The following is a 23,793-nucleotide window of genomic DNA, read 5'->3' on the forward strand; positions in this document are numbered from 1 at the left end:
CTATTGAGTTAGCGTTATCGCGGCTATCCGAAGCTCGGCGCCATTTCCTTTAGGAAATCGTAGAACAGCTTCTCCGTAGGCGGCAGCTCGCGGCTCGCAGGAATGATCACGCCGACATCGCGCGTAACCAGCGGCTCGGTGATCGGCAGAGCTACGATCGAATCGGGAAGATGTTCGCTAAGGGCAATTTCCGGCAGTACCGTCAGGCCGAGCCCCGCGGAGACAAGTCCCTTGATCGCGTCGAGATCATCCCCCTCGAACGTCACCTTCGGCTTGAAGCCAAGATCGCCGCAGGCACTCACGACGATTTCCCGCAGCACAAAGCCCTCAGGGAACAGCACGAACAAATCGTCCTTCAGATCGCTGAGCTTGACCGAGGACTGCCCTGCCAGTTTATGCTTGGACGGCAGCAGCGCCTTGAACTTTTCCCGGAACAGCACCTCCGCTTTGATTTGCGATTCGTTCTTCGGCACCGGGCCCATGATGGCCAGATTCATATCCCCCTTGATCACGGAATCCACAAGTTCCCGGTAAGATCCGTGCTGAAGCTGAAAGTGTACGGCTGGATATTGCTCCCTGAATGCAGACACTACGCCCGGGATCATTTGCGCCGCCAAACTGCTGGGGAAGCCGATCCGCACCGTCCCTCGCTCCGGATCCAGAAATTCGCTGATCTCCTGGCGCGCGTTATCCAGCACCTTGACGAGCTGCTCCATATGAGCGAGAAACAGCCTGCCGATAGGAGTGAGCTTGACCCTTCGCCCTTCATGGATGAACAAGTCCACGCCAAGCTCGGATTCCAGCTTAAAAATTTGCCTGCTGACAGCGGACTGCGATACGTGCAGAGCATAAGAAGCCTCCGTCACATGCTCCAGCTTCGCTACCTCAATGAAATACAATATCTGCCTCAATTCCATTCCGCCGCTTCACCTCCGTTATTAGCCCCTATTATATAAGTTAAGCTGACAGAACAAAAGCGAGGCCGTCAAGGAAGCCCTTTGCCAACAATGACATTTATACTATTTATTGAATATTTGTAAATTATAAGGTAATATTAATCTACCTATCTATTTTTTACACTACTTTTCATAGCTGAATCCGATGCCTAGTGAACTGCAAGCAGCTGCACGATTTGCTTAAGAAAAGGAGGTGTCCCCCTGTTTTAACCCGTTGATGATCTTCTTAGCGACTACAACTCTTGCCCCATGATTTCGCTCAAGGATTGACGAACACGACGCGATCCCGCTACCGGATGCCGCATACCGCAAGATTCGATGTATACAACTGGATTAATTGTAGAAAGAACGGTACTGCAGATAACAGCCAGCTTCGCAATGAGTAAAATGTTAACGTGTGCATTGAATGATTTGCTCGATTCAGCATGCCATTTTTCCAACATTCAATCTGAGGGAGGTTTATTGGGTGGCAAAAACATCTCTTTTAAAACATGCTTCTCTTAAAAGATTTCATCTCGTTCTACTATCCATCCTTATTGCAGGCTCGGCGTTTACGGGTCTGCTGGGCGCAGAGCGTGCTCATGCCGCGGACAGCGAAAGCTATCAGTGGCGCAAAGTAGTTACGGGCGGCGGGGGCGGCTTTGTGCCGGGGATTATTTTCAATACAACCGAGCCTGACCTGATTTATGCCCGGACCGATATCGGCGGCGCTTACCGCTGGAATCCCGATGACAACGGCTGGATTCAGCTCTTGGACTGGGTAGGCATGGATGAGTGGGGCAAGACCGGCGTTGATGCTTTGGCAACCGATCCTGTCGACCCGAATCGCCTGTATCTCGCCGTAGGCACCTATACGAACAGCTGGGATCCGAATAACGGCAGCATTTTGCGCTCGACGGACAGAGGCAGCACCTGGCAGGTGTCCCATCTGCCGTTCAAGGTAGGCGGCAACATGCCAGGGCGCTCGATGGGCGAACGGCTGGCTATCGACCCGAACAAGAACAACATCCTCTATTTCGGGGCGCGCAGCGGGAATGGACTATGGAGAAGCACCGATTACGGGGCAACCTGGAGCAAGGTAACGAGCTTCCCTAACCCCGGCACCTATATTGAGAATCCCGATTATGAATACCAGAGCGACATCGTCGGGCTGGCCTGGATCACGTTCGACCCTTCGACCGGATCGCCTGGACAAGCTACACAAACGATCTATGTCGGCGTCGCGGATAAAAATGAAAGCGTATACCGCAGCACCGACGGCGGCGCAACATGGTCTGCTGTTCCAGGCCAGCCGACCGGCTATCTACCGCACCATGGCGTACTGTCCTCCAATGGCCAGCTGTATATTCCATACAGCGATGGCGCAGGCCCTTACGACGGAACGAAAGGCGACGTCTGGAAATACGACACGGCCACAGGAATCTGGACCAACATCAGCCCGATCCCGTCCAGCAGCAGCGACAACTACTTCGGCTATGGCGGACTGGCAGTCGACGCCCAGAATCCGAATACGATCGTTGTCGCTACGCTCAACTCCTGGTGGCCGGATGCCATTCTGTTCCGCAGCACCGATGGCGGAGCCACCTGGAGCCGCATTTGGGACTGGGACGGATATCCTAACCGGACGCTCCGGTATACTCAGGATATCTCCGGCGCGCCATGGCTCGATTTCGGGAACAACCCTTCCCCGCCAGAGGTTACGCCTAAGCTGGGCTGGATGATCGGCGACCTGGAGATCGATCCGTTCAATCCTGACCGCATGATGTACGGAACCGGGGCCACAATTTATGGCACTAATAACCTTACCGCTTGGGATACTGGCGGCAAGGTCAACATCAGCGTGATGGCCAAGGGCATTGAAGAGACCGCGGTCACCGACCTGATCAGCCCGCCGTCGGGCGCTCATTTGATCAGCGGACTGCTGGATGTGACGGGCTTCCGGCATGATGATCTGACCCGGCCTCCGGCCAAAATGATGACCCATCCGAACAGCACGACGGATATCGATTATGCGGAGCTTGACCCCAGCTTTATCGTGCGTGTGGGGCAGGCAGACAAATCGGCTGATCCGAACGCCAAATCCATCGGCTTCTCCCGGGACGGCGGATCGAACTGGTATGCCGGAAACGGAGAGCCTCCCGGCACAGCAGGCGGGGGCAAGGTCGCCCTGGCCGCCAACGGCAGCTCGATTCTGTGGAGTACCCCTGATGCAGGGGTCTACTACTCCAGCAATGGCGGAAACTCCTGGACAGCCAGCACCGGCGTGCCTAAAGGAGCAAAAATCGCCTCCGACCGCGTGAATCCTAATAAGTTCTACGCTTGGTCAGCTGGCAACTTCTATGTAAGTACTAATGGCGGGGCCGCGTTTACTCAGACAGCTGCGACCGGGCTGCCTGCCGAAGGCGACCTGGATTTCAAAGCCGTCCCTGGTATAGAGGGCGATATCTGGCTCGCCGGGGGCAGTACGACAGGCGGCAAATACGGCCTGTGGCACTCAACCGATTCCGGGGCATCCTTTACGAAGCTCTCCAACGTACAGGAGGCCAACGTGATCGGATTCGGCAAGCATGCGCCGGGCCACAGCTACATGGCCCTCTACACCAGCGCCAAAATGGACGGCGTGCGCGGCATTTTCCGCTCGAACGACGCGGGGGCTACCTGGGTCCGCATCAATGACGACCAGCACCAGTATGCCTCCACCAATTCGGCCATAACCGGCGATCCGAGAATTTATGGCCGTGTATATATCGGAACAAACGGGCTCGGCATCGTATATGGGGATGCGCTAACGAACCCTCCCGAACCGGAGGTGCCTCAACCGCAGCCCGGCTCCGACTCTATGATTGCACCCACGGCAGCCGCCTTCGACAAGAACGTCAGCAATCAGGCCGATGTGACGGTCGCAATGACGCTGAACGGGAATACGTTAACCGCGATCCGCAGCGGCTCTGCGGTGTTAACAGAAGGCAGCCACTACACGGTCTCCGGCTCCACCGTGACGATTCTCAGCGGCTATCTGGCGTCACAGCCGCTGGGGCAGCTCACCCTGACGTTCCAGTTCAGCGCGGGAGCGGCCCAGGAGCTGAATATCAGCATCCAGGACTCGAGCGTCCCGGCCCCAGCCGGAGACATTAAGGTAGAGATGTATAACGGGTCATTAAGTGACGTGACGAACACGATCAGTCCGCGGATCAAGCTGACCAACACCGGCAGCGAGGCTATCAATCTCTCCGATGTGAAGCTGCGTTACTACTACACCATCGACGGGGATAAGCCGCAAAATCTGTTCTGCGATTGGACGCAGGCAGGCAGCTCCAATGTGACGGGCACCTTCGTCAAGCTGCCCGCTGCGGTAAACGGAGCAGATTACTATGCGGAGATCGGTTTTACAAGCGGAGCCGGCAGCCTGGCAGCCGGCCAGAGCATCGATCTGCAAATCCGCATCTCCAAATCCGACTGGAGCAATTATTCGCAGAGCGACGATTACTCCTTCGATTCTACCTCAACCTCTTATAAGGATGCCCCGCGAGTTACCGGCTACGTATCCGGCAGCCTGCAATGGGGAATGGAGCCGTAATCCGGCTGGCGCGGTAGTGCTCGGAAGCCTTTATGCAGCACAGCACCTTAGTCACTCATAACCGCTGCGGCGGCACCCGGCTATTATGTTTGTGGGATACCCCGCGAACTTGTGCATGCTGCGTTATACGCGCTCTGGCCGATGAGGCTACTGCATCAGTACGCAGGCATGTACCGAAGCGGCTTGCTATGCAGACCCTATTAACTCGCTTTGGCTAGGCAGCAGTATCAGAAACAAACAATACGCGGTCACGCTTCGGAACACCGGATGCCGATAGCCCTGCAGCATATTGTTGCGCAAGCAGGTTGTGCTAATTAGGCCAAAAACAAACCGCCCCTATGGTTAGACGCTGTCTTCCATAAGGGGCGGTTCTTTTCTATAGATCAACAGGTTAGATCCTCCGGCCGGTCCAGCGCATAAAGGCTGCGGTAACGAGGCTCCCGCTCCAGCAGCTCCTCATGCGTGCCGCGCATCAGGATCGAGCCATGCTCCATGAAGATGATCTCGTCCATCTTCTCCGCGCCGACTAGATGATGCGTGACCCAAACCAGCGTCTTGCCTGCCGTCGTACGAAATATCGTCGACAGCAGCTCGCGCTCGGTATGCGGGTCAAGCCCCACGGTCGGCTCATCGAGGACGAGCACAGGCGCATCCTGGAGCAGAATGCGCGCAAGCGCCACGCGCTGCCGCTCCCCGCCGGAGAAGCGCTGCCCGGTCTCGCGCATCGGCGTGTCCAGGCCCGCCGGCAGCGCGGCGACCAGCGCGTCAAGCTGCGCTTGCTGCACTGCCAGCTGAAGCTCTTCCTCCGAAGCGCTTTGCCGCCCAAGCCGGATATTGTTCGCTACCGTCGTATCGAACAAATGCGGGCTTTGGTTCAAGACGGAGATGATCTTGGAAATATCATCGCCGAAATCAGCAGCCGGAACACCGTTAATCAACACGCTGCCTTCCGTCGGCGCAATTGCACCCTGTATGAGCTTCAGCAGCGTAGACTTGCCTGCGCCGCTCCGGCCGATCACCATAACCCGCTTGCCCTGCGGAATGTCGAGCGACACATCGCATACTGAATAAGCGGTGCCCTCAGCAGCGGTTCGCGCCGCCTTCCGGTCCCGATTGCCCTGCAAGCTCTGTCCGGCATCATAAGTGAAGGAGACCCCGCGCAGCTCCAGATGAATCGTACGGGCACGGGAAGCATCCAGCACGCCAGCGACCTGCTGCTCTTGCAATGCCGAGTCAGGATCACTGCCGCTGCCGGTTCCCGGAGACTGGGCCAATCCGGGCTGTGTAATCCGGTTCAGCCGGCGCAGCGATTCCTGGTACTGCGGAATGCGCTCGGCAGCCTCGGACAACGGCAGGAACGCATCCGCCAGCGGAAACACGACCAGCACGAAGGCCGCGATCAGCACAGGCTCAATCTGTCCCGCAGCCGCTTGGCTGCCCGACCAATAAATCATAGATACGACGGCGATCCCGACGACCAGCTGGCCGATCAAGCTTCTCCATCTGGCCCAGGTGCGCAGCTTGCGCTCCTTCCGCGCCACGATATCCTCGTCATGCTCATACGATTCCAAGAACTCTGCGGGTCTGCCGCTGATCACCCAGTCGCCAATCCCCATCACGGCATCGGTGAGCTTCTGGTACAGCCCGTTACGCTCCCGCTTCACCTCGGCATTCGTACGCCGGGTCAGCATCAGCGAAATATACGGCAGCACGGCCACCAGGATCAAAATATACCCCGCCATCAGCAAGGCAAACAGCCCATCGAACCAGCCTAATGCGAATACGGCGACCCCATAAATAATCACGGCGACGAGGCTCGGAAATACCGTACGAATGTATACGTTCTGCAGCTGCTCGATATCATCCGCCAGTACGCCGAGAATATCCCCTGCCCGGTAGCGGGAACGGATAAACAGCGCTTGAGGCTCCAATATTTTATACAACCGCACGCGCATTTTGGACAAAATCCGCAGTACCGCATCATGTCCGACCAGCCGCTCCACATAGTGTATAACCGCCCGGCCGATCCCGAACGCACGAATGCCGACGATCGGCACGTAAACAAGCAGGATGTTATACGGCTGCAGGGAAGATTTCGAAATGAGGAAGCCGGAAGTGAACATGAGCATGCTGGCCGCCAGAATCGTCAGTGTCCCAAGGATCAAATACAGGGCAAAGCGCCCGCTATAGGCACGAAAATACGGAGTAATCCACTGCGCTTGCCCGCCGGTGCCCTGCTCGCCATTCCAGTCCATAGCGTCCTCTCTCCTGCTCACAATATCGCCTCCCGGTGAGATGATAACAAACGATAATACGCTCCCCTTCTCGCGACCAGTTCGTCGTGCGTGCCCGTCTCCACGATCCGTCCCTGCTCCATGACGATAATGCGGTCCATATCCCGCATCCAGTGGAGGCGATGGGTTGCCAGCAGTACGAGCTTACCTTCGAATAAAGGCAGCATCGTCTCCTTCAGCTCATATTCCGTCTCGATGTCCAAATGGGCTGTCGGCTCATCCAGCAGCAGGACCGGGCGCTCGCTGAGCAGGGCCCGGGCCAGCGCCACGCGCTGCTCCTGGCCGCCGCTTAACGCACGTCCGCCTCCGCCGATCGGCTCATCGTACCCGGCGGGAAGCGAATCCGCTAGGGCGCCGAGTCCTGCGGCAATAGCGGCCTGCTCAACCGCCGCGCGGGAAGCCCCTGGCGAATAGAACGAAATATTCTCCGCCAGGGTACCGCTGAATATATACGGACTTTGCGGAATGTACGTAATCTGCTTCCGCCATTCCGGGCTGGCAAGATCCCCGAGCTTCAGACCGTTCAGCATAATCTCGCCCCCGGTTGGACGCAGGAAGCCTCCAAGCACGTCAATCAGCGTCGATTTGCCGGCACCGCTCTCGCCGATGATGCCGATTGTGCCCATGCCGCCAAGCTCAAGCCCGGCCCGATCCAGCGAAGGCTGGCCCTCCTCCCCATGCTGTACCGTCACTTCGGACAGCTTCATTCGACTGTCCGCCCGCCACTCCAGCGAAGCTGCAGCCGATGCAGGCCATTGCGCCAAGGAAGCCTTCTCTGCCTCTGCTTCGGCGATGATCGCATTCATCGCTTCCCCTGCTTCCTTGCCGTCGAGCGTCGCATGGTAATCCGCTCCGACCATCCGGACAGGCAGGAAGTACTCGGGCGCGAGGATCAGAATCGTCAGCCCCGTCAGAAGCGTCATATGGCCGTCGATCAGGCGCAGGCCAAGGCTGACTGCCACGGACGCAACCGACAGCATCGTGAAGAAGTCAAGGGCGAACGAGGACAGGAACGCTACGCGAAGCGTCCGCATCGTTGCGGAACGGTAGGAATCGCTGACCCTCTCGATCGATTTGCTGTGTCTTTTGCTATGCCCGAGGAATTTCAAGGTCTCCAGCCCGCGCAGCGAATCCACGAAATGATTGGACAAGGTGCGGTAGGATTTCCATTGGCGATCCATCTGCTTGCGTGCAGCCAGCCCCACGAGGATCAAGAAGGCAATCAGGATGGGGAGCGTTACGATCAAAATGACAGCCGCCGTAATATCCAGCGTAAATACGTACAGCAAAATGAGCGCCGGAGTCATCCCGGTTGCCAGCATCCGGGGCAGGAACAGCTCCAGGTAGTTGCGGAACTTCGTCACGCCATCCAGAACGAGCGTCACCAAATTGCCGGTGCCCTCCCGTTTGGCAAAACGGGGGCCCAGCTCGAACAGCTTCTCCATTACCTGCTTGCGCAGCTCCTTGCCTGTCCGCTCGGCGAATCGGTATGCAATCCGCTGCTGGAGCAGCGCTGAAATTTGCCGGACGATAAAAGCAAGCAGGAACAAGACGGCCCCGCCGAATTGCTCCTGCAGCTTAGCGCCGGCAAACAGGGCGGAGATAACCTCCGCCAGCCATTTGGCCTGCAATATAATAGCGATGCTCTGAATGAGGGTCAGGACGCCGATTCCCGCAAGAACCGGCCTGATCCCCTTGAACTTCATTAAACCGCGTCCCATTAGTACTCTAAATGCTCCTTCTCATTAATGCGTTTATGGAAGACAAAGTAGCTCCAAATTTGGTAGCCAAGTACGAATGGCAGCAAAGTCAGCGCAACAATCGTCATGATCTTTAATGAATATGGACCGGACGCCGCATTATGAATCGTCAGCGAGTAAGCTTCGCTGATCGAGCTGATCATAACGCGGGGGAACAGTCCAATGAACACGGAAGCGATGGACAGGGCGATCAAAGTGCCCGTCATTCCAAAGGCCCAGCCGTCTCTCTCCTTCCTGATGAACCATCCGGCTAGCAGGAAGGCCCCCAGGCCAGCCACCGCGATAAGCGTCAGCGGCAAAGCGCGAGCTTCGAACACGTCGGTCTGGAAATACGTCATGGCTCCGAAAATAACGAACAATGCCGCTAGCGGAATCAACAGCCTGTGTGCCAGCTGGCGCGCCCGCTCCCGCAGGCTGCCCGTCGTCCGCAAGGACGTGAACAGCAAGCCGTGAACGAGGCAGAGCACGACGACGGTAATTCCCCCGACGAGCGTATACAGGTTAACCATGTCGAACAATCCGGCTTTCATTTCCATGTCGCCGTCGATCGGCAGCCCTTTGAGGAGACCGGAGAACACGACGCCGAGCAGGAACGGCGGCAGCAGGCTGCCTAGGAAAATCGCTATATCCCAGGTATTCTTCCAGCGCGTATTTTCAACCTTCCCCCGGAATTCGAACGCCACCCCGCGCCCGATCAGGGCCAGCAGCAGTACGACAAGCGGCGTATAGTAGCCGCTGAACAGCGTAGCATACCAGTTGGGGAAGGCCGCGAACATCGCACCGCCCGCCGTCAGCAGCCAGACCTCATTCGCATCCCAGAAGGGGCCGATCGAGTTGATCAGCACCCTTCTCTCCATGTCGTTTTTCGCCAGAAAACGAGTGCTCATCCCTACCCCGAAGTCAAAGCCCTCGAGGAAGAAGAATCCGATAAATAGTACTGCAACGAGGATAAACCAAAGCTCATTAAGAGATAGCATGGTACCCCTCCTTACCATATGGATCTGCCGATTGCCCGTCATCATTTACATTCTCGGCATAAGGGCCTTTCTTAATCACCTTGACGAATAAATAAACCATGACTGCGGCCAGTACAGCATAAATCGCCGTAAACGCAATAAGCGAGAATAAGATCTGGCCGGAGGTTACACTAGGCGATATACTGTCCTCCGTCCGCATGTAGCCGAACACGGTCCAAGGCTGCCGGCCGATTTCGGTCATAATCCACCCTGACGTATTCGCGATGAACGGCAGGGAAATCGCCCACAGCATGATGCGGTAGAACCATTTATTCGGCCGATCCAGCTTTTTGCGCCATGCCAGATACGTGCCGTACATCCCGAGCACGATCATCAGGGAGCCTGCGGCCACCATGATCCGGAAGCTCCAGAAGGTCGTCCGCACAGGCGGAATATAGTCCCCTGGACCGTAAGTCTGCTCGTATTCGGCCTGCAGCTCGTTCATCCCTTTGACCTCGCCGGAGAATTCACTGTAGGACAGGAAGCTGAGCAGATAAGGGATTTTGATCTCAAATGTGTTCTCTCCGGTCTTCGGATCGATATGCGCATATACCGTCCAAGGCGCCGGGTCGCCGCTTTTGCCCCATAAGCTCTCGGCGGCAGCCATTTTCATCGGCTGAGTCTTCACCAAATACTGAGCCTGCTGATGTCCGTACAGCGCCGTAGCGAACGATGTGATCAGACCGATGACGATCGCAACGGTGAACGATTTCTTGAAGAACTCCATATCCTGGCGCTTCATCAGCTTGTAGGCACTGACGCCCGCAATAAGGAACGCTCCGGTAGCGAAGGCCCCAAGCACGGTATGCGGGAATTCCACCCACAGCTGACCGTTGCTGATCAGCGCGAAGAAGTCATTCATTTCCGCCCGGCCGTTATTGATCTCAAAGCCGACGGGACGCTGCATGAACGAGTTTGCCGCCAAAATCCAGAAGGCGGAAGCAATCGTTCCGATGGACACCAGCCAAATGCTGAGCAAATGCACTTTTTTGGACAAGCGATCCCATCCAAATATCCATAGCCCAATAAATGTCGATTCCATGAAAAAAGCGAATAACGCTTCGACCGCCAGCGGCGCACCGAAGACATCCCCTACGAAGCGCGAGTAGTCCGACCAGTTCATGCCGAATTGAAATTCCTGCAGAATTCCGGTTACGACCCCCACGGCGAAGTTGATGAGGAACAATTTGCCCCAGAACTTAGCCATGCGCTTGTAAATTTCTTTCCCTTTGGCCACATACATGGTTTCCATGATCGCAATGAGCAGCACCAGACCAATGGACAGCGGGACAAAGAAGAAATGAAAGATTGTTGTTGCTGCAAATTGGATACGCGCAAGCATTACCGGATCCATAAAATACACCCTTCTTTCATTTTTGGTTTCACTATTGTGAATTCTATCACGGATTTATGAAAGCAAACGGGCAAAAAGTAATCGTTTTGTGACAAGAATCACATAATCTTGTGTCCATGATGTTAACGATGCCGGAAACCCGCATCACGACAAGGTTTTTCTGGACTATTTGCATTTGTGGAGATATTGTGAATAAATGCACTCGCTATGGCATGGCCTAATATCTTTTGCTTGCGACCGTAACTTTTCGCCCCGTGCAGCGTCTAAACATGAGGTATAGGAAGCTGGAAATAGCTGCGTACTCATTTGTTTTTTAATCAAATAATTCATAGAAGGAGTCATAATATCAAGATGAAATTGAAGAGCATTTCCCTAGCCGCTGCGCTGCTCGTTTTGCAGTCCGCACTGGCTGTACCTGCCGCACTGGCGCAATCCCCCGTTTCAGGCTCAGTCGTTCAGGAGGAGAAGCCCCAAGGCGATCAGGTACATAGGCCAGCGAATTCGCCAGCCGCTGGCTCCGCAGATCCAAACGAAGCTCCGGCCGATAAGAATCCGGCCGCCCCAACTGCACCCGGCGATAGCGAGCCTGGCCGCGCTGAACCCGGCAATGCCGGCGAGAATGCAGCAGATCCGCAGGCTGAAGAGACACCGCAGAAGCCCGGGGAACCAGCAGGCTCTCAAGAGCCTGGGACCCCAACCGATAACCCGGCCGTTCCTTCAAGCGGAGCAGGAGAGCTTATTCTTTATATGAACAGCACGCGCATGGAGCAGGACGGCCAGGTCTATACCTCCTCCCAGCCTATGCTCGTGAAGGATGGCGTATCCTATGTCAGCATTCGTTCCTTGGTTGACCGGGTCGGCTATAATATCGCCTATGATTCGAAGACGAAGGAAACGATTATCAAATATGGGGAGGATGAGCTGCGGTTCAAGACCGACAGCAAGACCTACCGCGTGAACGGCAAGGCAATGACGATGAAGGGCGCTAGCTACCAGGACAACAACGTGTTCATGGTGCCGCTGACCTCCATCACCCAGGCCCTCAACATTTCCTATAAAGTTGATGGCAAGAAGGTGATCATGCAGTTGTCGACTAAACCCGTCGCCTCCTTTACCGTGCTGAATGACAAGATTGTCGCTGGAGAGACGACGGTTATCTATCAAGCGAAATCCTCCTCCCCTAGAGGCGTACAAATCGTCGATGAGAAATGGGAAGGACGCCAGGACATTTTTGAAGCAGCGGGAACCTACACAGTATCCTACTCCGTTCAGGACGCCAACGGCGAGTGGAGCGACCCTTATGTCCAGACCATCGTTGTCGTCAATCCGAATATTCCTCCTGTAGCCCAGTTCAAGACGGACAAGGAGCAATACAAGATGGGCGAGCCGATTACGATTACGGATTTGAGCTATGACGAGGACGGCGAGATCGTTGACCGCCAATGGCTGAACAACTATCCGGCCTTCTTCACGCCAGGTCCGGTTACGATTCAATTAACCGTCACAGACCAGGACGGGGCATCCTCAACGATAGAGCATACGATCAACATAACAACGGAGACGCTGTATACGAAGGATGAGTTCTCCAAGCTTTTCACCCCGGTCGGCAGCAACTTTACGATCAACGGCGGGGAAGCCTTGGGCTACGAGCGGCTGACCTATACTTACTCGACAGAGCCTTACACGCTGTTCAAGGATAACGGCCCGGAGCCTGTTGCCTCCGAAGGCATTCTGTACCGGGACACGATTAGCGGCCTTACGCGGTTCATGACTCATCATGTTAACAAGACCGACGGAAAGGGCAACATTCACATCATCGCTAAGAACAACAACGAGGTTCCAGCCAATCTGGAGATCATCACCTCCGGCATGGCCGGCCCGGACATTTATGCCGAAATTACCGGCACCAAATCCGTCGCCCGCTATTTCGAGAACTACAAAAACGACAGCAAGAAGCAAACGATCACCCTGGCTCCCGGCGAAAGCAAAGTCATTTTTAATGACATGAGCAAAATAGCGCTGAAGCCGGAGGAGACGATCTCCTTCCTGGGCGATCTTTACAGTGATTCGCCGATCGAATATACCAGCGTCTTCGTCAAAGACGGCCAAGATCCCCTAGAGTTGGTAGACACACTGCCGATTCTTGATCCGATTCAATCGGTGATGCGCGGTACATTCAGCGATTCCACGCGGATATTCGAGCATTTGGAGACCATTGGCGGCAACAAGAACTACCGCCTGTCCCTGACAGATAACACCGCCGATCCGTTCCAGATCGGAATGGACACGACGCTCGGCATCTCCAGCGTCAACGCCGGCAACTATGGCGTCATTTATAAAATTAAGCTGCGCGTAGCTCCGCGTACGCTGATCACATTCAACCCGCGCGGGGGACTCTATATGGGGGCCGCCCTTGTCAACGGCAACCTAGTCAGCTTCTCCCATACGGGCAAAGACAATGTTTCCAGCCAGACAAGCGTACTGCACCGTACCGGCGACTCCGAGGAGATCGTAGAAATTTGGACGACCCCATCCGCAGGAAGCAACCTGCCATTTTCTATCTTGTTTATGCCTCTTCCTGCCATCAAGCACTAACAGGCACATCGCCATATACAGCAACAGCCACCTCTAGCAGCATGCTCAAGGGGTGGCTGTTTTTTTAGATCAATTGGGCTCGTCGGCCTCATTTATACCCGCTGTCCAGCCCCGGCTCGGCGATGGCTTGGCAGCCAGGGATAACAGTGGTTTGTCAGTGGGTTGTCAGTGGGTTGTCAGTGGTCTGTCAGTGGTTTGGAGTAGGTTTGTAGTAAGTTTGAAGCGAGCGGCTTACAACAGCAAGACGCGTTAAGCAGGTATGAACCGTGGACAGCGTAAGAGCGGTCTAACCGCTGCCGCGGGCTCCGCTGTCTCTGCCGTCAAGGATATGGCGAAAGGCGAGCCAGGGATGCCTGAACAGCATGCGGGCCCCGGCATAACGCATCACCCGTCTGATCCCTTCCCTCTCCCGGGGTGCATAGCAATGGACCGGGCAGTTCGCACAGGTCGTCTTTGCCTCGCCAAAGCGGCAATAGGTCAGCCGCTTATGGCTGTATTTATACAGGGCATAGCAGTCATCGCATATCAGGGAGCGTTGGCTCCGCCGTCTCATTCCTCTCTTCTCGCCCTGGATCTGTTCCTTCCCCACATCCATTACCGGATAGCGCTTCTCCGCCTTCGGGTGTACGCCCTGGCAATAAATCAAAATCATGCGGGCGGCGGTCTCCTTCTCCCGGCGGATTCTCGGCCCCTCCAGACTTGCTGCTTCAGATGCCATAGTTAAGTACATGCCTCCTATTTAACTGCCGATGACGAGAATGCCCGGCGCCAGGTTACTGTATTTAGTATAAGCAGAATCACCCCATAAATATAAACACCGTAACTTACGAAGGTAGCCCCCAAATGAACCAAACCGAACACACCCAGCAGCAGTAATAGCGGGATTATGCGCATACCTTCGCTTTGCTGTGCGACCTCGAAGGGCTCGGAGAAAGGCAGTGCCTTGGACAGATAGGCGAATGAAATCACCGGGTAGAGTGTGATGGCTAAGCCGAATACGATCAGATCAGGAATAATTGCCGCGCCGAACAATAACACGAAAGTGACGCTTTCCAATATATAAATCGGCAGCACGAGCCGGATTAGGGCTGCAAGCACTGTTCCCCGGTAAATGGCTGACCGCTCGGCGATCGGAGCGGTGTGATAGATCCAAGCCGCCTTGTGCCTGCCCGAATAACGAAGCATCATAATAATCGTCGGCACCAGCAGAGCACAGAAATAAATGAACAGATACAGCTTGGTTCCTTGCAGCCCCTTAAGCCCTACGTCCCGCAGCTGCGTAAAAATAAAAATAAACGGAAAGATGAGCGAGAAGCCAAGGGTAGGATACACCTTCAGCTTGAATTCACGCTCATGGCCGATCATTGTCCAGGCAAAGCGGAAAAAGGCTTTCTCCTGCCGGCCTACGGGCAGCAGCCTGGCCAAGAACCGTTTCCAGCCCCCTCCGCCCTTACCGCTCCGTTCGCCAGGATCGGCCAGCTTCTGAAGATTTCTCTCCAGCGACGGCATCAGCTTGATATAAATGGCAATGGCTAGAATCGGCACCAGAATTCCCAGCAGCGTAAAGACGATATACAGCGGATCGCGGCTTCCCTTCAGGAGTACCTCGAACGGAGCCCCGAACCAAATCGGAGCGATCATAGCTTGCCACCATTTAGGCTGGAACGCAACATCGAGATTGACGAAGTCAAACAGCCGGATAAGCAGTTGATAGCCGATCGTTATCACTATGGTGAAACCAATTTGCACATAGTTGATCATATCCTTCAGCTTCTCGCCGTCAAAAAAACGCAGCACCGCAAGATACAGCATGGCTGTAAGCACTAGGACGAGCAAATCCATGAGGATCAGCATCAGCAGGAATACGGCAAAGAACAGCACGCCGTGATTCAGCAGCCCGACCACGAGCGGGATGATTCCAATGGCCCCGGTGAGAAACAACATGTAGATGAACACATGGACCGTCTTCGCCATCGAAATCGTCCTGCTGTCAATCGGCTTCGTGCCGAGAATATTCCTGTCGCGAATATCGAGCAGCACAGAGGAGAAGTCTGAGATCAGCGCCGTAAGCGTCATGAACATAAAGATGCCAAAGAGCAGGCTCATCTGAAAAATATAATTGTCGCCCAGCAGGATGAACGGCGTGCTGAACGCTCCGAATATGCCATAGATCCATAAGGAGCCGAGGAAGTTGTTGCTCTCCTTAGCCTCCTGCCGATCTGCGTGTTTCCTGTTTTTACTCATAAAAGAAGGCACTCTGCGGGCATCCATCATCAGCTTCACCTGCAGAATACGCCGCAGAACGGCATAATCCACGCCGGCTTTCTCGAACAGGCCCCGGAAACGGTCCAATACGAGCAGTGATTTATAATTTTTCATCCGCTACACCTCTTGAACGATGCTTACAAACTGTTCCGCAATCGCCCGGTGCTCGTTGAATCCGGTCAACTGATTGAATATTTGCTCGAGCGAGCCCTCCTGGCTGCGGTCCTTCAGCTCCTCAAATGTGCCGTCGGCCACGATCCGGCCGCCGTCAAGAAGGATGATCCGGCTGCTGATCTTCTCCACGACCTCCATAATATGCGAGGAATAAAAAATCGTCTTCCCGTTGGCAGCCAGAATCGCCAGCAGCTCCTTTACCACCATGACGCTGTTCGCATCCAGGCCGCTCAGCGGCTCGTCCAAAAACAGAATGTCCGGGTTGTGCAGCAGACTGGAGGTGATAAGCACCTTCTGCTTCATCCCTTTGGAATACGTGGCAATCCGTGTATCCAGCGCATGGCCGAGGCCGAGCTGCTCCAGCAATCTCCGCCCCTTCCATTCCGCATCCTCCGCCGTCATTCCGTACAGCTCTCCGATAAACGTTAAGTATTCCCGGGCCGTCAGCGTGTCGTACATTTCGGCAATTTCGGGCACATATCCGATTCTGCGCTTATAATCCACAGCGCCGTCCTTCGGACTTTGGCCTAACACGCGTACTTCTCCGTCATAGCCTTCCACCAGGCCAAGCATGATTTTCACCGTTGTGCTCTTGCCTGCCCCGTTGGGTCCGATATATCCAATAATTTGTCCTGGATAGACCTCCAGATCAATCCCGTTAAGTACATACTTATTCTCGAATTTCATGCGTAAATCCCGGATCGAAATGAGTGGTTGCCCTGGTTCGTTCATTTCCTCAGCCCCTTCGTTGCGAATATTTCTAATCCTATTATCCAGGATATGAATTGTTTTCTCAATGAGACTTCGCACTTGCTTCATCAGCCATATCTCATAGGAATGCCGGTTAAATGCAAAGAAGAGGCTCTCCCCTAGTCATGATAGATGACTGAGGGGCGCCCCCTTCTTTGGCTCTTATATAAGCGCTATCGAACTTTGAGCTGGAACATGAGCTATTGAACTCGAACATCGCTATTGAACCCCAATATGAGCTGCCAAACTCGAACATCGCTATTGAACCCGAACATGAGCTGCCAACTCGAACATCGCTATTGAACCCGAACATGAGCTGCCGAACTCGAACATAGCTATTGAACCCCAACATGAGCTGCCAAACTCGAACATAGCTATTGAACCCCAACATGAGCTGCCGAACTCGAACACTAAATGGAATTCATGTATCTAATTATGCTCTAAATGTGTGGTTTAATAGATTAGCTGGATTGGATGCACCTAAAATCATAAATCCCGCCTATTGATGGACCATTCCCTTCTTCTAACGACATGAAATCCATTTAAATCTGCTTTCCTTTCTTTGCCGCAGAAACTAACTACTATAAATCCATTTAAATCGAGAAGTCCACGATTCATGCTCGCTAGAACGAGAAGTCCACGATTCATGCTCGGCGTAAAAGGAAGATGGAGAGCATGTTTGGCCACATCATGGGTCTGTCATGGGTCTGTCATGGGTCTGTCATGGGTCTGTCATGGGCGGTCGAAGGCCGAGAGCGTGTTGATCACATCAAGGGTTACTGGTCGTAAAGAGAGTACTTGCTCACATCAAGGGCAACCTGTTGTAAAGAATGTATTTAATCACATCCGCGGCTACCGATCGTAAAGAACCTATTTGATCCATCAACGGCTACCAGTCGTAAATCAAGGACTACCGGTCGCAAAGTTTACTTTTGGGACAACCCCTCAAAATGGAAGCTAGAATAAAAGCAATGATCAGGACTCTTTCGGCAGGAAACCGCTAATATCTACACCCAGCCCCTGTGCCAGCCGCATGCCATACTCCGCATCCGCACGGAAGAAGTTGCAGATGGCCCGAAGCTGAGTTTGCTCTGGAGTCTGGCTCAAGTCATTGACGAGATTGTGAATCAGATGATTCTTCTCCTCTGCCGTAAAGCTGCGGTACAATTCTCCAGCCTGCGTGAAATCGTCCGTTTTGGCGATGCGCTCGCGGCCCGCTTGCCCGGATAGCGGCACCATGCTGTCACGGTATGCCGGCGCTTCCTTCGGACTGTCATCAAAGCTGTTCGGCTCATAATTAATCGGTGAAGGATCCTGCTTCACGTTCATAAACCCGTCTCTTTGGTGATTGCGTACCGGCGCGTAAGGGCAGTTGACCGGAATCTGCAAATAGTTGGCCCCCAAACGGTAACGCTGGGTATCCGGGTAGGAGAACAGTCTGCCCTGCAGCAGCTTATCCTCGGACGGCTCAATGCCGGGAACGAGTACGCTAGGCGAGAAAGCGGACTGTTCGACCTCGGCGAAGAAATTCTCCGGGTTCCGATTCAGCGTCATGGTACCGACTTTTACGAGCGGATAGCTGTCCTCCGGCCAGACCTTGGTTGGATCAAGCGGGTCGAAGCTCCAGCGGTCCAGGTCCTCCACGGGCATCAGCTGAACATGCAGCTCCCATTGCGGGAAATTGCCCTGCTCGATGTGTTCATACAAATCGCGGGTGGCATGGTTGAAGTCGCGCCCCTGCACTTCGCCGACTTCGGAAGCGGATAAGGTAGCGACTCCTTGCTTCGACTTCCATGTGTACTTCACATAAGTCACCTTGCCTGCGGCATTGATCCATTTGAAGGCGTGTACGCCGAATCCGTCCATCTGGCGGTAGTTCGCCGGAGTGCCGTGATCCGAGAACACCCAGGTCATCATATGCGTGGACTCGGGCGACAGCGTCATGAAATCCCAATACCGGGCGGGCTCCTGAATGTTCGTGGCCGGGGATGGCTTCAGGGAATGCACCATGTCCGGAAACTTGATCGCGTCGCGGATGAAGAATACAGGGATGTGATTGCCTACAAGATCATAGTTCCCTTCCTCGGTGTAGAACTTCACAGCAAAGCCTCTGGGGTCGCGCGCCGTCTCCGGCGATCCTTGCCCGTGAATAACGGTAGAGAACCGGACGAACACCGGAGTCTCCCGGCCAGCCTCTTGCAGGAAATGGGCCCGCGTATGCGAAGCCATGCTGCTCTCCGTTACGAACACCCCATGCGCTCCTGCCCCCCGGGCATGAACGACCCGTTCGGGAATTCGCTCGCGGTCGAAATGCGCCAGCTTCTCAAGCAAATGGTAGTCCTCCAGCAGCGTAGGGCCGTTCTGTCCAGCCGTTCTCGAATTCTGGTTATCCCCCACGGGCGCACCCTGGTTCGTTGTCATCCAATTCGTCATCTATATCATCCTTTCAATTTATTATTGTATTTAGACTTAATCTAAGTTCTGTAATAGATATTATCATGTTCCCGCTCTGGCTTGCATGAAGTTTAAATGAGGGGTTCATGAAGATACCGTAAGGGGAGTAAACAGGAATTTTCCTCATCAACTCCCTGCCTGTTCATCAGCCTTCGCAGAGACCGGATCACCGGATTGTATTGCTGACTCTTGAGTCGAAATTCTTATATTTCAGCTCTAAAGCTTTACCACTCTTAAGTTTGCCAAATGAAAAAAACCGTGCTTGAAATATAAAAGCATGGCTCTTTACTCATTATTCAGTGTATGAAATTCAGGCAAATATAGAACATTAGGGAAGGTTGCGGCAAGATCGGCAGCTTGGGTACCTATTTATTATTCATGAATAACTAACAAAATATAGAGCAACCTTAACTTCAACAAAAATATTATGGCGGTGATTGTCCATGCCTGAATCCGTTATAAACGGTTACAAAATGCATTACCTGGATCGCGGTGAAGGAACCGCCATCGTGTTCATCCATCCCCCCGTGCTGACAAGCACCAATTTCCAGTACCAGATCCAGCAATTATCGGCCCATTTTCGAACCGTCGCTTTTGATATAAGGGGTCACGGGCACAGCGAGCCTTCCAGGGAAAGCATCACGTACCCGTTAATCGTCGAGGATATTCGGAAGCTGTTGGATGAGCTGAAAATCGAAAGGGCCTTTTTATGCGGTTACTCAACCGGCGGCTCCATCGTGCTTGAATTTCTGTTATCCTATCCTGATCGCGCATTGGGCGGTATCGTAGTCGGCGGCATGTCGGAAGTAAGTGACCGAAAATTAAGGAGGAGAATATTTCTCGCCTCCGTCTTATCCCGCGTCGGTGCAGCAGGAGCACTCGCCCTGACGATCGCCTGGAATCAGGCGAGAACAAAGGTGGCTCTAGCGCGGCGATTATATAACGATGCTAGACAGGGAAGCTCCAAAAACGCCAAGCAGTACTATCAATATAGCTTGAATTATAATTGCACGGCCCAGTTGAAGCGTATCTCTCATCCCGTTTTGCTCGTTTACGGAGAGAGGGACAAGAAATTCTACCGGTACGCCCGAATGCTGCATGAACAATTGCCAAACAACGAGCTCGTCTTGATTGAAAAAGTCAGCCACCAGATCCCTACAAAGGCAGCGAAGAAGCTAAACGGACTGATTCAGCGGTTCATCGAACGCTGCAGCAAGTAAAAGGCAGAAGAACCTCGCCAGTGGCGAGGTTCTTCCCTTGGATTCATCAGATTGGGGTTCTTGGAATCCGGATTGAAATTTACAATGCGATTTAAGCTGCTGATGCTTTTGTTCTCTTGTTCTCGTATTCTAGTGCTCCAGAGGCTTTATCCCTTCAAGCCCGTCGTAGAAATGCCTTCTACGAAATACTTCTGGGCGAAGAAGAACAAGAGGATGCAGGGCACGATGCTGACGACGGACATTGCCAGCACCTGGTTCCAGGATACGGCCGACGAGGCGTCCAGCGACAGGCGGAGCCCCAGCGATACGGTGAACTTCTTCACGCTGCTGATGTAGATGATCGAGTTGAAGAAGTCATTCCACGTCCACATGAACTGGAATATACCCACGGAAAATATGGCCGGCTTGCACAGCGGCAGCAGTACCCGGGTCAGGACGGTAAATGAGTTGCATCCGTCGATAGTCGCCGCCTCGTCCAAATCCCGGGGCAGGCCGCGCAGGAACTGGATCATCATATAGACGAAGAAGGCTCCTGTAGCGAATGCCGCCGGAATAATAAACGGCAAATACGTATCCAGCCAGTTCATGCCGTTAAACAGAATATACCGCGGGATCATGATGGAGGCGTTCGGAAGCATCAAGGTCGCGATCATGATCGAGAACAGCATCGTTTTCAGCGGAAATTCGAACCTGGCGAAGCCATAAGCAACGATCACGCTGGATATAATCGTGAAGACCACCGTCGGCACAACCAGAATGAGCGTATTCACGAAGAAGTCCTGAAAGCCGTACTGCCCCGTTCCCTGCCAGCCCAGAGCGTAGGAGTCCCACACGTAGGTCGTCGGCAGCAGCTTGCTGGAGCCGAAAATATCGGCGTTCGTCTTGAACGAAGAAGAAAACAGCCATATGAGCGGGTATACCATAATAAAGCCGAGAACGATCAGAAAAATGTAATTGAGCATGATGCTCGTCTTGCTGCTGGTATCTCTCATGCTTATCCTCTCCCGTCCTCGTAGTATACCCAGCTGTTGGATGTTTTGAAGATGATGGCCGTCACCGCCATGATAATAACAAACAGTACCCAGGACAACGCCGACGCATAACCCATTTTAAAGAAACTGAAGGCTTCCTCGTACAGCTTCAGAGCATACAGGAAGGTCGATTTCATCGGTCCCCCATTCGTAATGACGAAGGCTCCGGTAAATTCCTGAAAGGCATTAACCATCTGCATGACGAGGTTAAACAATACGATCGGCGTAAGCAGCGGCACCGTAATTTTGAAGAACATGCGCGGCTTCGAAGCTCCGTCAATCGCTCCGGCCTCGTACAAATCATTAGGGATCTGCTGAAGCCCTGCCAGGAACAGCACCATCGATGAGCCGAATTGCCATACCGTCAGCAGACCGAGCGTATATAGAGCCACGTCCGGGCTGCCAAGCCAGTCCACCGGACCGATATGCAGATAGCTGAGCATATGGTTGATAACCCCTTCCTTCATAAAAAGGAAGCGCCACAGGACGGAGATCGCTACGCTCCCGCCCAGAATGGAGGGCAGATAGTAGACGGTTCTGAAGAAGTTGATCCCTTTGAGCTTTGCGCTGAGCAGCACCGCGATGAAGAGGGCGAAGGCCAGCTTCACCGGCACTGCGAGCAGGACGTAAATCCCCGTCACCTTCAGCGACTGGTAGAAATCGGGATCAGCCGTAAAAATCTTCTTGTAGTTCTCTAAGCCAATGAATCTCGGTGCGCTAACCATGTTGTAATCCGTAAATGAATAATACAGGGATGACAAGAATGGATAGAACTGAAAGACGAGCAGGCCAATAATCCATGGTGCAATGTATAGTAGTCCGATGTACTGATAGTTTTTCTTGGCTTTTACCTTTGGTCGCGCATTCTTCTGAGCCTTGGCCAATACTGAATGAGATACAGACATAGCGGACGCTCTCCCTTCCTATCCTCTAAAGCTCTTTAAATTATTGTCTGGCTTTGATTTCGTCCAGCTTGGAGCTCAAGCTGGTGATCAGCTCATCTGCAGCCTGCTCCGGCGTCGCCTTGCCGTAGCTGACTTTTTGAATGATGTCCTCAAGCACCTTCTGCACCTCGGAGTTATTCGCGATGCTGTTATCCACAATGCCCGCATGGCTCAGCCCAAGCTCGACCGCATTCGTAATAGCCGGATCGATCTTGCCGGCTGCAACCGCCGCCTCCTGTGCCGATTTCACCGGCGGAACGGAACGCACGTCGCCGAGAATTGCCGCAGCCTCGGAATCATTCATGAACCAGTTCAGGAACTTGACAGCCTCTTCCTGGTGCTTACTCTTGTTGCTGACCGCGAACAGCTGCGAAGGTCTTACCAGCACGCCTGTATCCTTGGCATCCTTGGCGATGACCGGGAGGCCAGTCACGATTTCTACATCCTCAGGCAGCACCGTCTTCAGCGACAGCAGCGTGCTGCTCATCGATGGAGCCATAGGAATTTCCTGATTGATCCATTTTGGATTCTGGTCGATCTTGCCGAAGAAGAGATCGCTTTCGCCAATCGGCTGATATACGCCGGCCTCCATCGCTTTATGAAGCCACTCGAAGCTGGCTAGCGCATCCTCTTTGCTGAAGCCGACCGTATAATCTTCATTGACCCATTGATTGCCCGTGCGCTGCTTCAGCATCGTGATGATATCCTGCCGCAGGGCCGCATGGTCGGCAAGCAGGAGATACTTGGAGCTGTCTTCAGCATGGAGCTTCTTTCCGGCTTCATATATGGACTCCCAATCCCACTGGGCATCTGCCGGAATTCCCAGCTTGTCAGCGAGCGTCTTGTTAATGATCATGCAGTAAGCATTGACGCCGGTCGGAACCGCAACAAGCTTACCTTCATACATTCCGAAATTGCTGAGGAAATTCGGATCAAAGCCGGAGGCATCAAAGTCGGAATGATCCTTCAAATCCACGAAGAAATCGCCTTTGGCCGTCAGCTCCTGCAGCCACGGCAGATCCAGCTGGATGATATCCGCAGAGGTTCCGCCGGACAGCTGGGTCTTGATCTTCTGCTCATAGCCGTCGAAGCCCTGGTACTCCGCTTCGATCGTTACGTTCGGAGCAACCTGCTTGTATGCCTCGATCGCCGCCAGAGTAGCCGCATGCCGATCCTCCCCGCCCCACCAGCTAAAACGCAAGGTAACCTTTTCATCGGCGGACGATGGGGCTCCGGAAGCATGGCCTGAACCGGCAGCGCCGCCATTCCCCGACGAACAGCCGCTTAGAATGGATAGAATGAGTGCAACAGCAACGAATAACGCCCCTACTTTATTTCTCTTCATCTGCATTCTCCTTTTGAGCATTTGGTGTAAGCGTTTTTAATTATAGACCTCGTTCTCT

The 23,793-nt window shown here is 53.9% G+C and carries 15 protein-coding genes; 3 read left to right on the plus strand and 12 right to left on the minus strand.

Annotation, left to right across the window (positions count from 1 at the left end; translation table 11 throughout):
• Positions 1 to 23 precede the first annotated feature (23 nt).
• Positions 24 to 917 carry a glutamate biosynthesis transcriptional regulator GltC gene (locus BN2762_RS06340; protein ID WP_055106175.1) on the minus strand — a complete coding sequence of 298 codons (894 nt, stop codon included), beginning with the start codon at positions 915 to 917 and terminating at the stop codon, positions 24 to 26.
• Between the two features lie 574 nt (positions 918 to 1,491).
• On the opposite strand from BN2762_RS06340, the gene BN2762_RS06345 reads away from it, so the two are divergent.
• Positions 1,492 to 4,533 carry a X2-like carbohydrate binding domain-containing protein gene (locus BN2762_RS06345; RefSeq protein WP_392391569.1) on the plus strand — a complete coding sequence of 1,014 codons (3,042 nt, stop codon included), beginning with the start codon at positions 1,492 to 1,494 and terminating at the stop codon, positions 4,531 to 4,533.
• A 383-nt stretch (positions 4,534 to 4,916) separates the two neighbouring features.
• Here BN2762_RS06345 and cydC read toward each other — a convergent pair whose 3' ends face one another.
• The 4 genes from cydC to BN2762_RS06365 are packed head-to-tail and all read right to left on the minus strand — an operon-like array spanning position 4,917 to position 10,957.
• Positions 4,917 to 6,788: a thiol reductant ABC exporter subunit CydC gene (cydC, locus tag BN2762_RS06350; protein ID WP_055106177.1), complete on the minus strand. Its 1,872-nt coding sequence runs from the start codon at positions 6,786 to 6,788 to the stop codon at positions 4,917 to 4,919.
• A 17-nt stretch (positions 6,789 to 6,805) separates the two neighbouring features.
• Complete coding sequence (gene cydD, locus BN2762_RS06355; RefSeq protein ID WP_055106178.1) at positions 6,806 to 8,548, minus strand: thiol reductant ABC exporter subunit CydD; 1,743 nt, start codon at positions 8,546 to 8,548, stop codon at positions 6,806 to 6,808.
• Positions 8,548 to 9,564 carry a cytochrome d ubiquinol oxidase subunit II gene (gene cydB / locus BN2762_RS06360; RefSeq protein WP_055106179.1) on the minus strand — a complete coding sequence of 339 codons (1,017 nt, stop codon included), beginning with the start codon at positions 9,562 to 9,564 and terminating at the stop codon, positions 8,548 to 8,550. Before cydB ends, cydD begins: the two co-directional genes overlap by 1 nt.
• On the minus strand, positions 9,551 to 10,957 hold the full coding sequence (locus BN2762_RS06365) for a cytochrome ubiquinol oxidase subunit I (protein ID WP_055106180.1): 1,407 nt from the start codon (positions 10,955 to 10,957) through the stop codon (positions 9,551 to 9,553). Before BN2762_RS06365 ends, cydB begins: the two co-directional genes overlap by 14 nt.
• A 351-nt stretch (positions 10,958 to 11,308) precedes the next feature.
• Here BN2762_RS06365 and BN2762_RS06370 point away from each other — a divergent pair, with 351 nt between their 5' ends.
• Positions 11,309 to 13,552, plus strand: a complete 2,244-nt coding sequence (locus BN2762_RS06370; protein WP_055106181.1) for a copper amine oxidase N-terminal domain-containing protein — start codon at positions 11,309 to 11,311, stop codon at positions 13,550 to 13,552.
• A 286-nt stretch (positions 13,553 to 13,838) separates the two neighbouring features.
• On the opposite strand, the gene BN2762_RS06375 is transcribed toward BN2762_RS06370, so the two are convergent.
• From BN2762_RS06375 to BN2762_RS06390, 4 genes are all read right to left on the minus strand, one after another.
• Complete coding sequence (locus BN2762_RS06375; protein ID WP_055106182.1) at positions 13,839 to 14,270, minus strand: nitrous oxide-stimulated promoter family protein; 432 nt, start codon at positions 14,268 to 14,270, stop codon at positions 13,839 to 13,841.
• A gap of 17 nt (positions 14,271 to 14,287) precedes the next feature.
• Complete coding sequence (locus BN2762_RS06380; RefSeq protein WP_055106183.1) at positions 14,288 to 15,931, minus strand: hypothetical protein; 1,644 nt, start codon at positions 15,929 to 15,931, stop codon at positions 14,288 to 14,290.
• A gap of 3 nt (positions 15,932 to 15,934) precedes the next feature.
• Positions 15,935 to 16,723 carry an ABC transporter ATP-binding protein gene (locus tag BN2762_RS06385; protein WP_055106470.1) on the minus strand — a complete coding sequence of 263 codons (789 nt, stop codon included), beginning with the start codon at positions 16,721 to 16,723 and terminating at the stop codon, positions 15,935 to 15,937.
• Positions 16,724 to 17,716: 993 nt separating this feature from the next.
• On the minus strand, positions 17,717 to 19,174 hold the full coding sequence (locus tag BN2762_RS06390) for a catalase (protein ID WP_055106184.1): 1,458 nt from the start codon (positions 19,172 to 19,174) through the stop codon (positions 17,717 to 17,719).
• A gap of 464 nt (positions 19,175 to 19,638) precedes the next feature.
• Between BN2762_RS06390 and BN2762_RS06395 the strand changes: the two genes are divergently transcribed.
• Positions 19,639 to 20,415 carry an alpha/beta fold hydrolase gene (locus BN2762_RS06395; protein ID WP_055106185.1) on the plus strand — a complete coding sequence of 259 codons (777 nt, stop codon included), beginning with the start codon at positions 19,639 to 19,641 and terminating at the stop codon, positions 20,413 to 20,415.
• Between the two features lie 146 nt (positions 20,416 to 20,561).
• Here BN2762_RS06395 and BN2762_RS06400 read toward each other — a convergent pair whose 3' ends face one another.
• Genes BN2762_RS06400 through BN2762_RS06410 form a run of 3 tightly spaced genes read right to left on the minus strand, consistent with a single transcriptional unit; the run spans position 20,562 to position 23,735 of the window.
• Complete coding sequence (locus tag BN2762_RS06400; protein WP_055106186.1) at positions 20,562 to 21,407, minus strand: carbohydrate ABC transporter permease; 846 nt, start codon at positions 21,405 to 21,407, stop codon at positions 20,562 to 20,564.
• Positions 21,408 to 21,409: 2 nt separating this feature from the next.
• Positions 21,410 to 22,351 (minus strand): carbohydrate ABC transporter permease, encoded by a 942-nt coding sequence (locus BN2762_RS06405; protein ID WP_055106187.1) that lies wholly within the window; start codon positions 22,349 to 22,351, stop codon positions 21,410 to 21,412.
• A gap of 40 nt (positions 22,352 to 22,391) precedes the next feature.
• On the minus strand, positions 22,392 to 23,735 hold the full coding sequence (locus tag BN2762_RS06410) for an ABC transporter substrate-binding protein (protein ID WP_055106188.1): 1,344 nt from the start codon (positions 23,733 to 23,735) through the stop codon (positions 22,392 to 22,394).
• Positions 23,736 to 23,793 lie beyond the last annotated feature (58 nt).

The organism is Paenibacillus ihumii (assembly GCF_001403875.1).
Lineage (GTDB): Bacteria > Bacillota > Bacilli > Paenibacillales > Paenibacillaceae > Fontibacillus > Fontibacillus ihumii.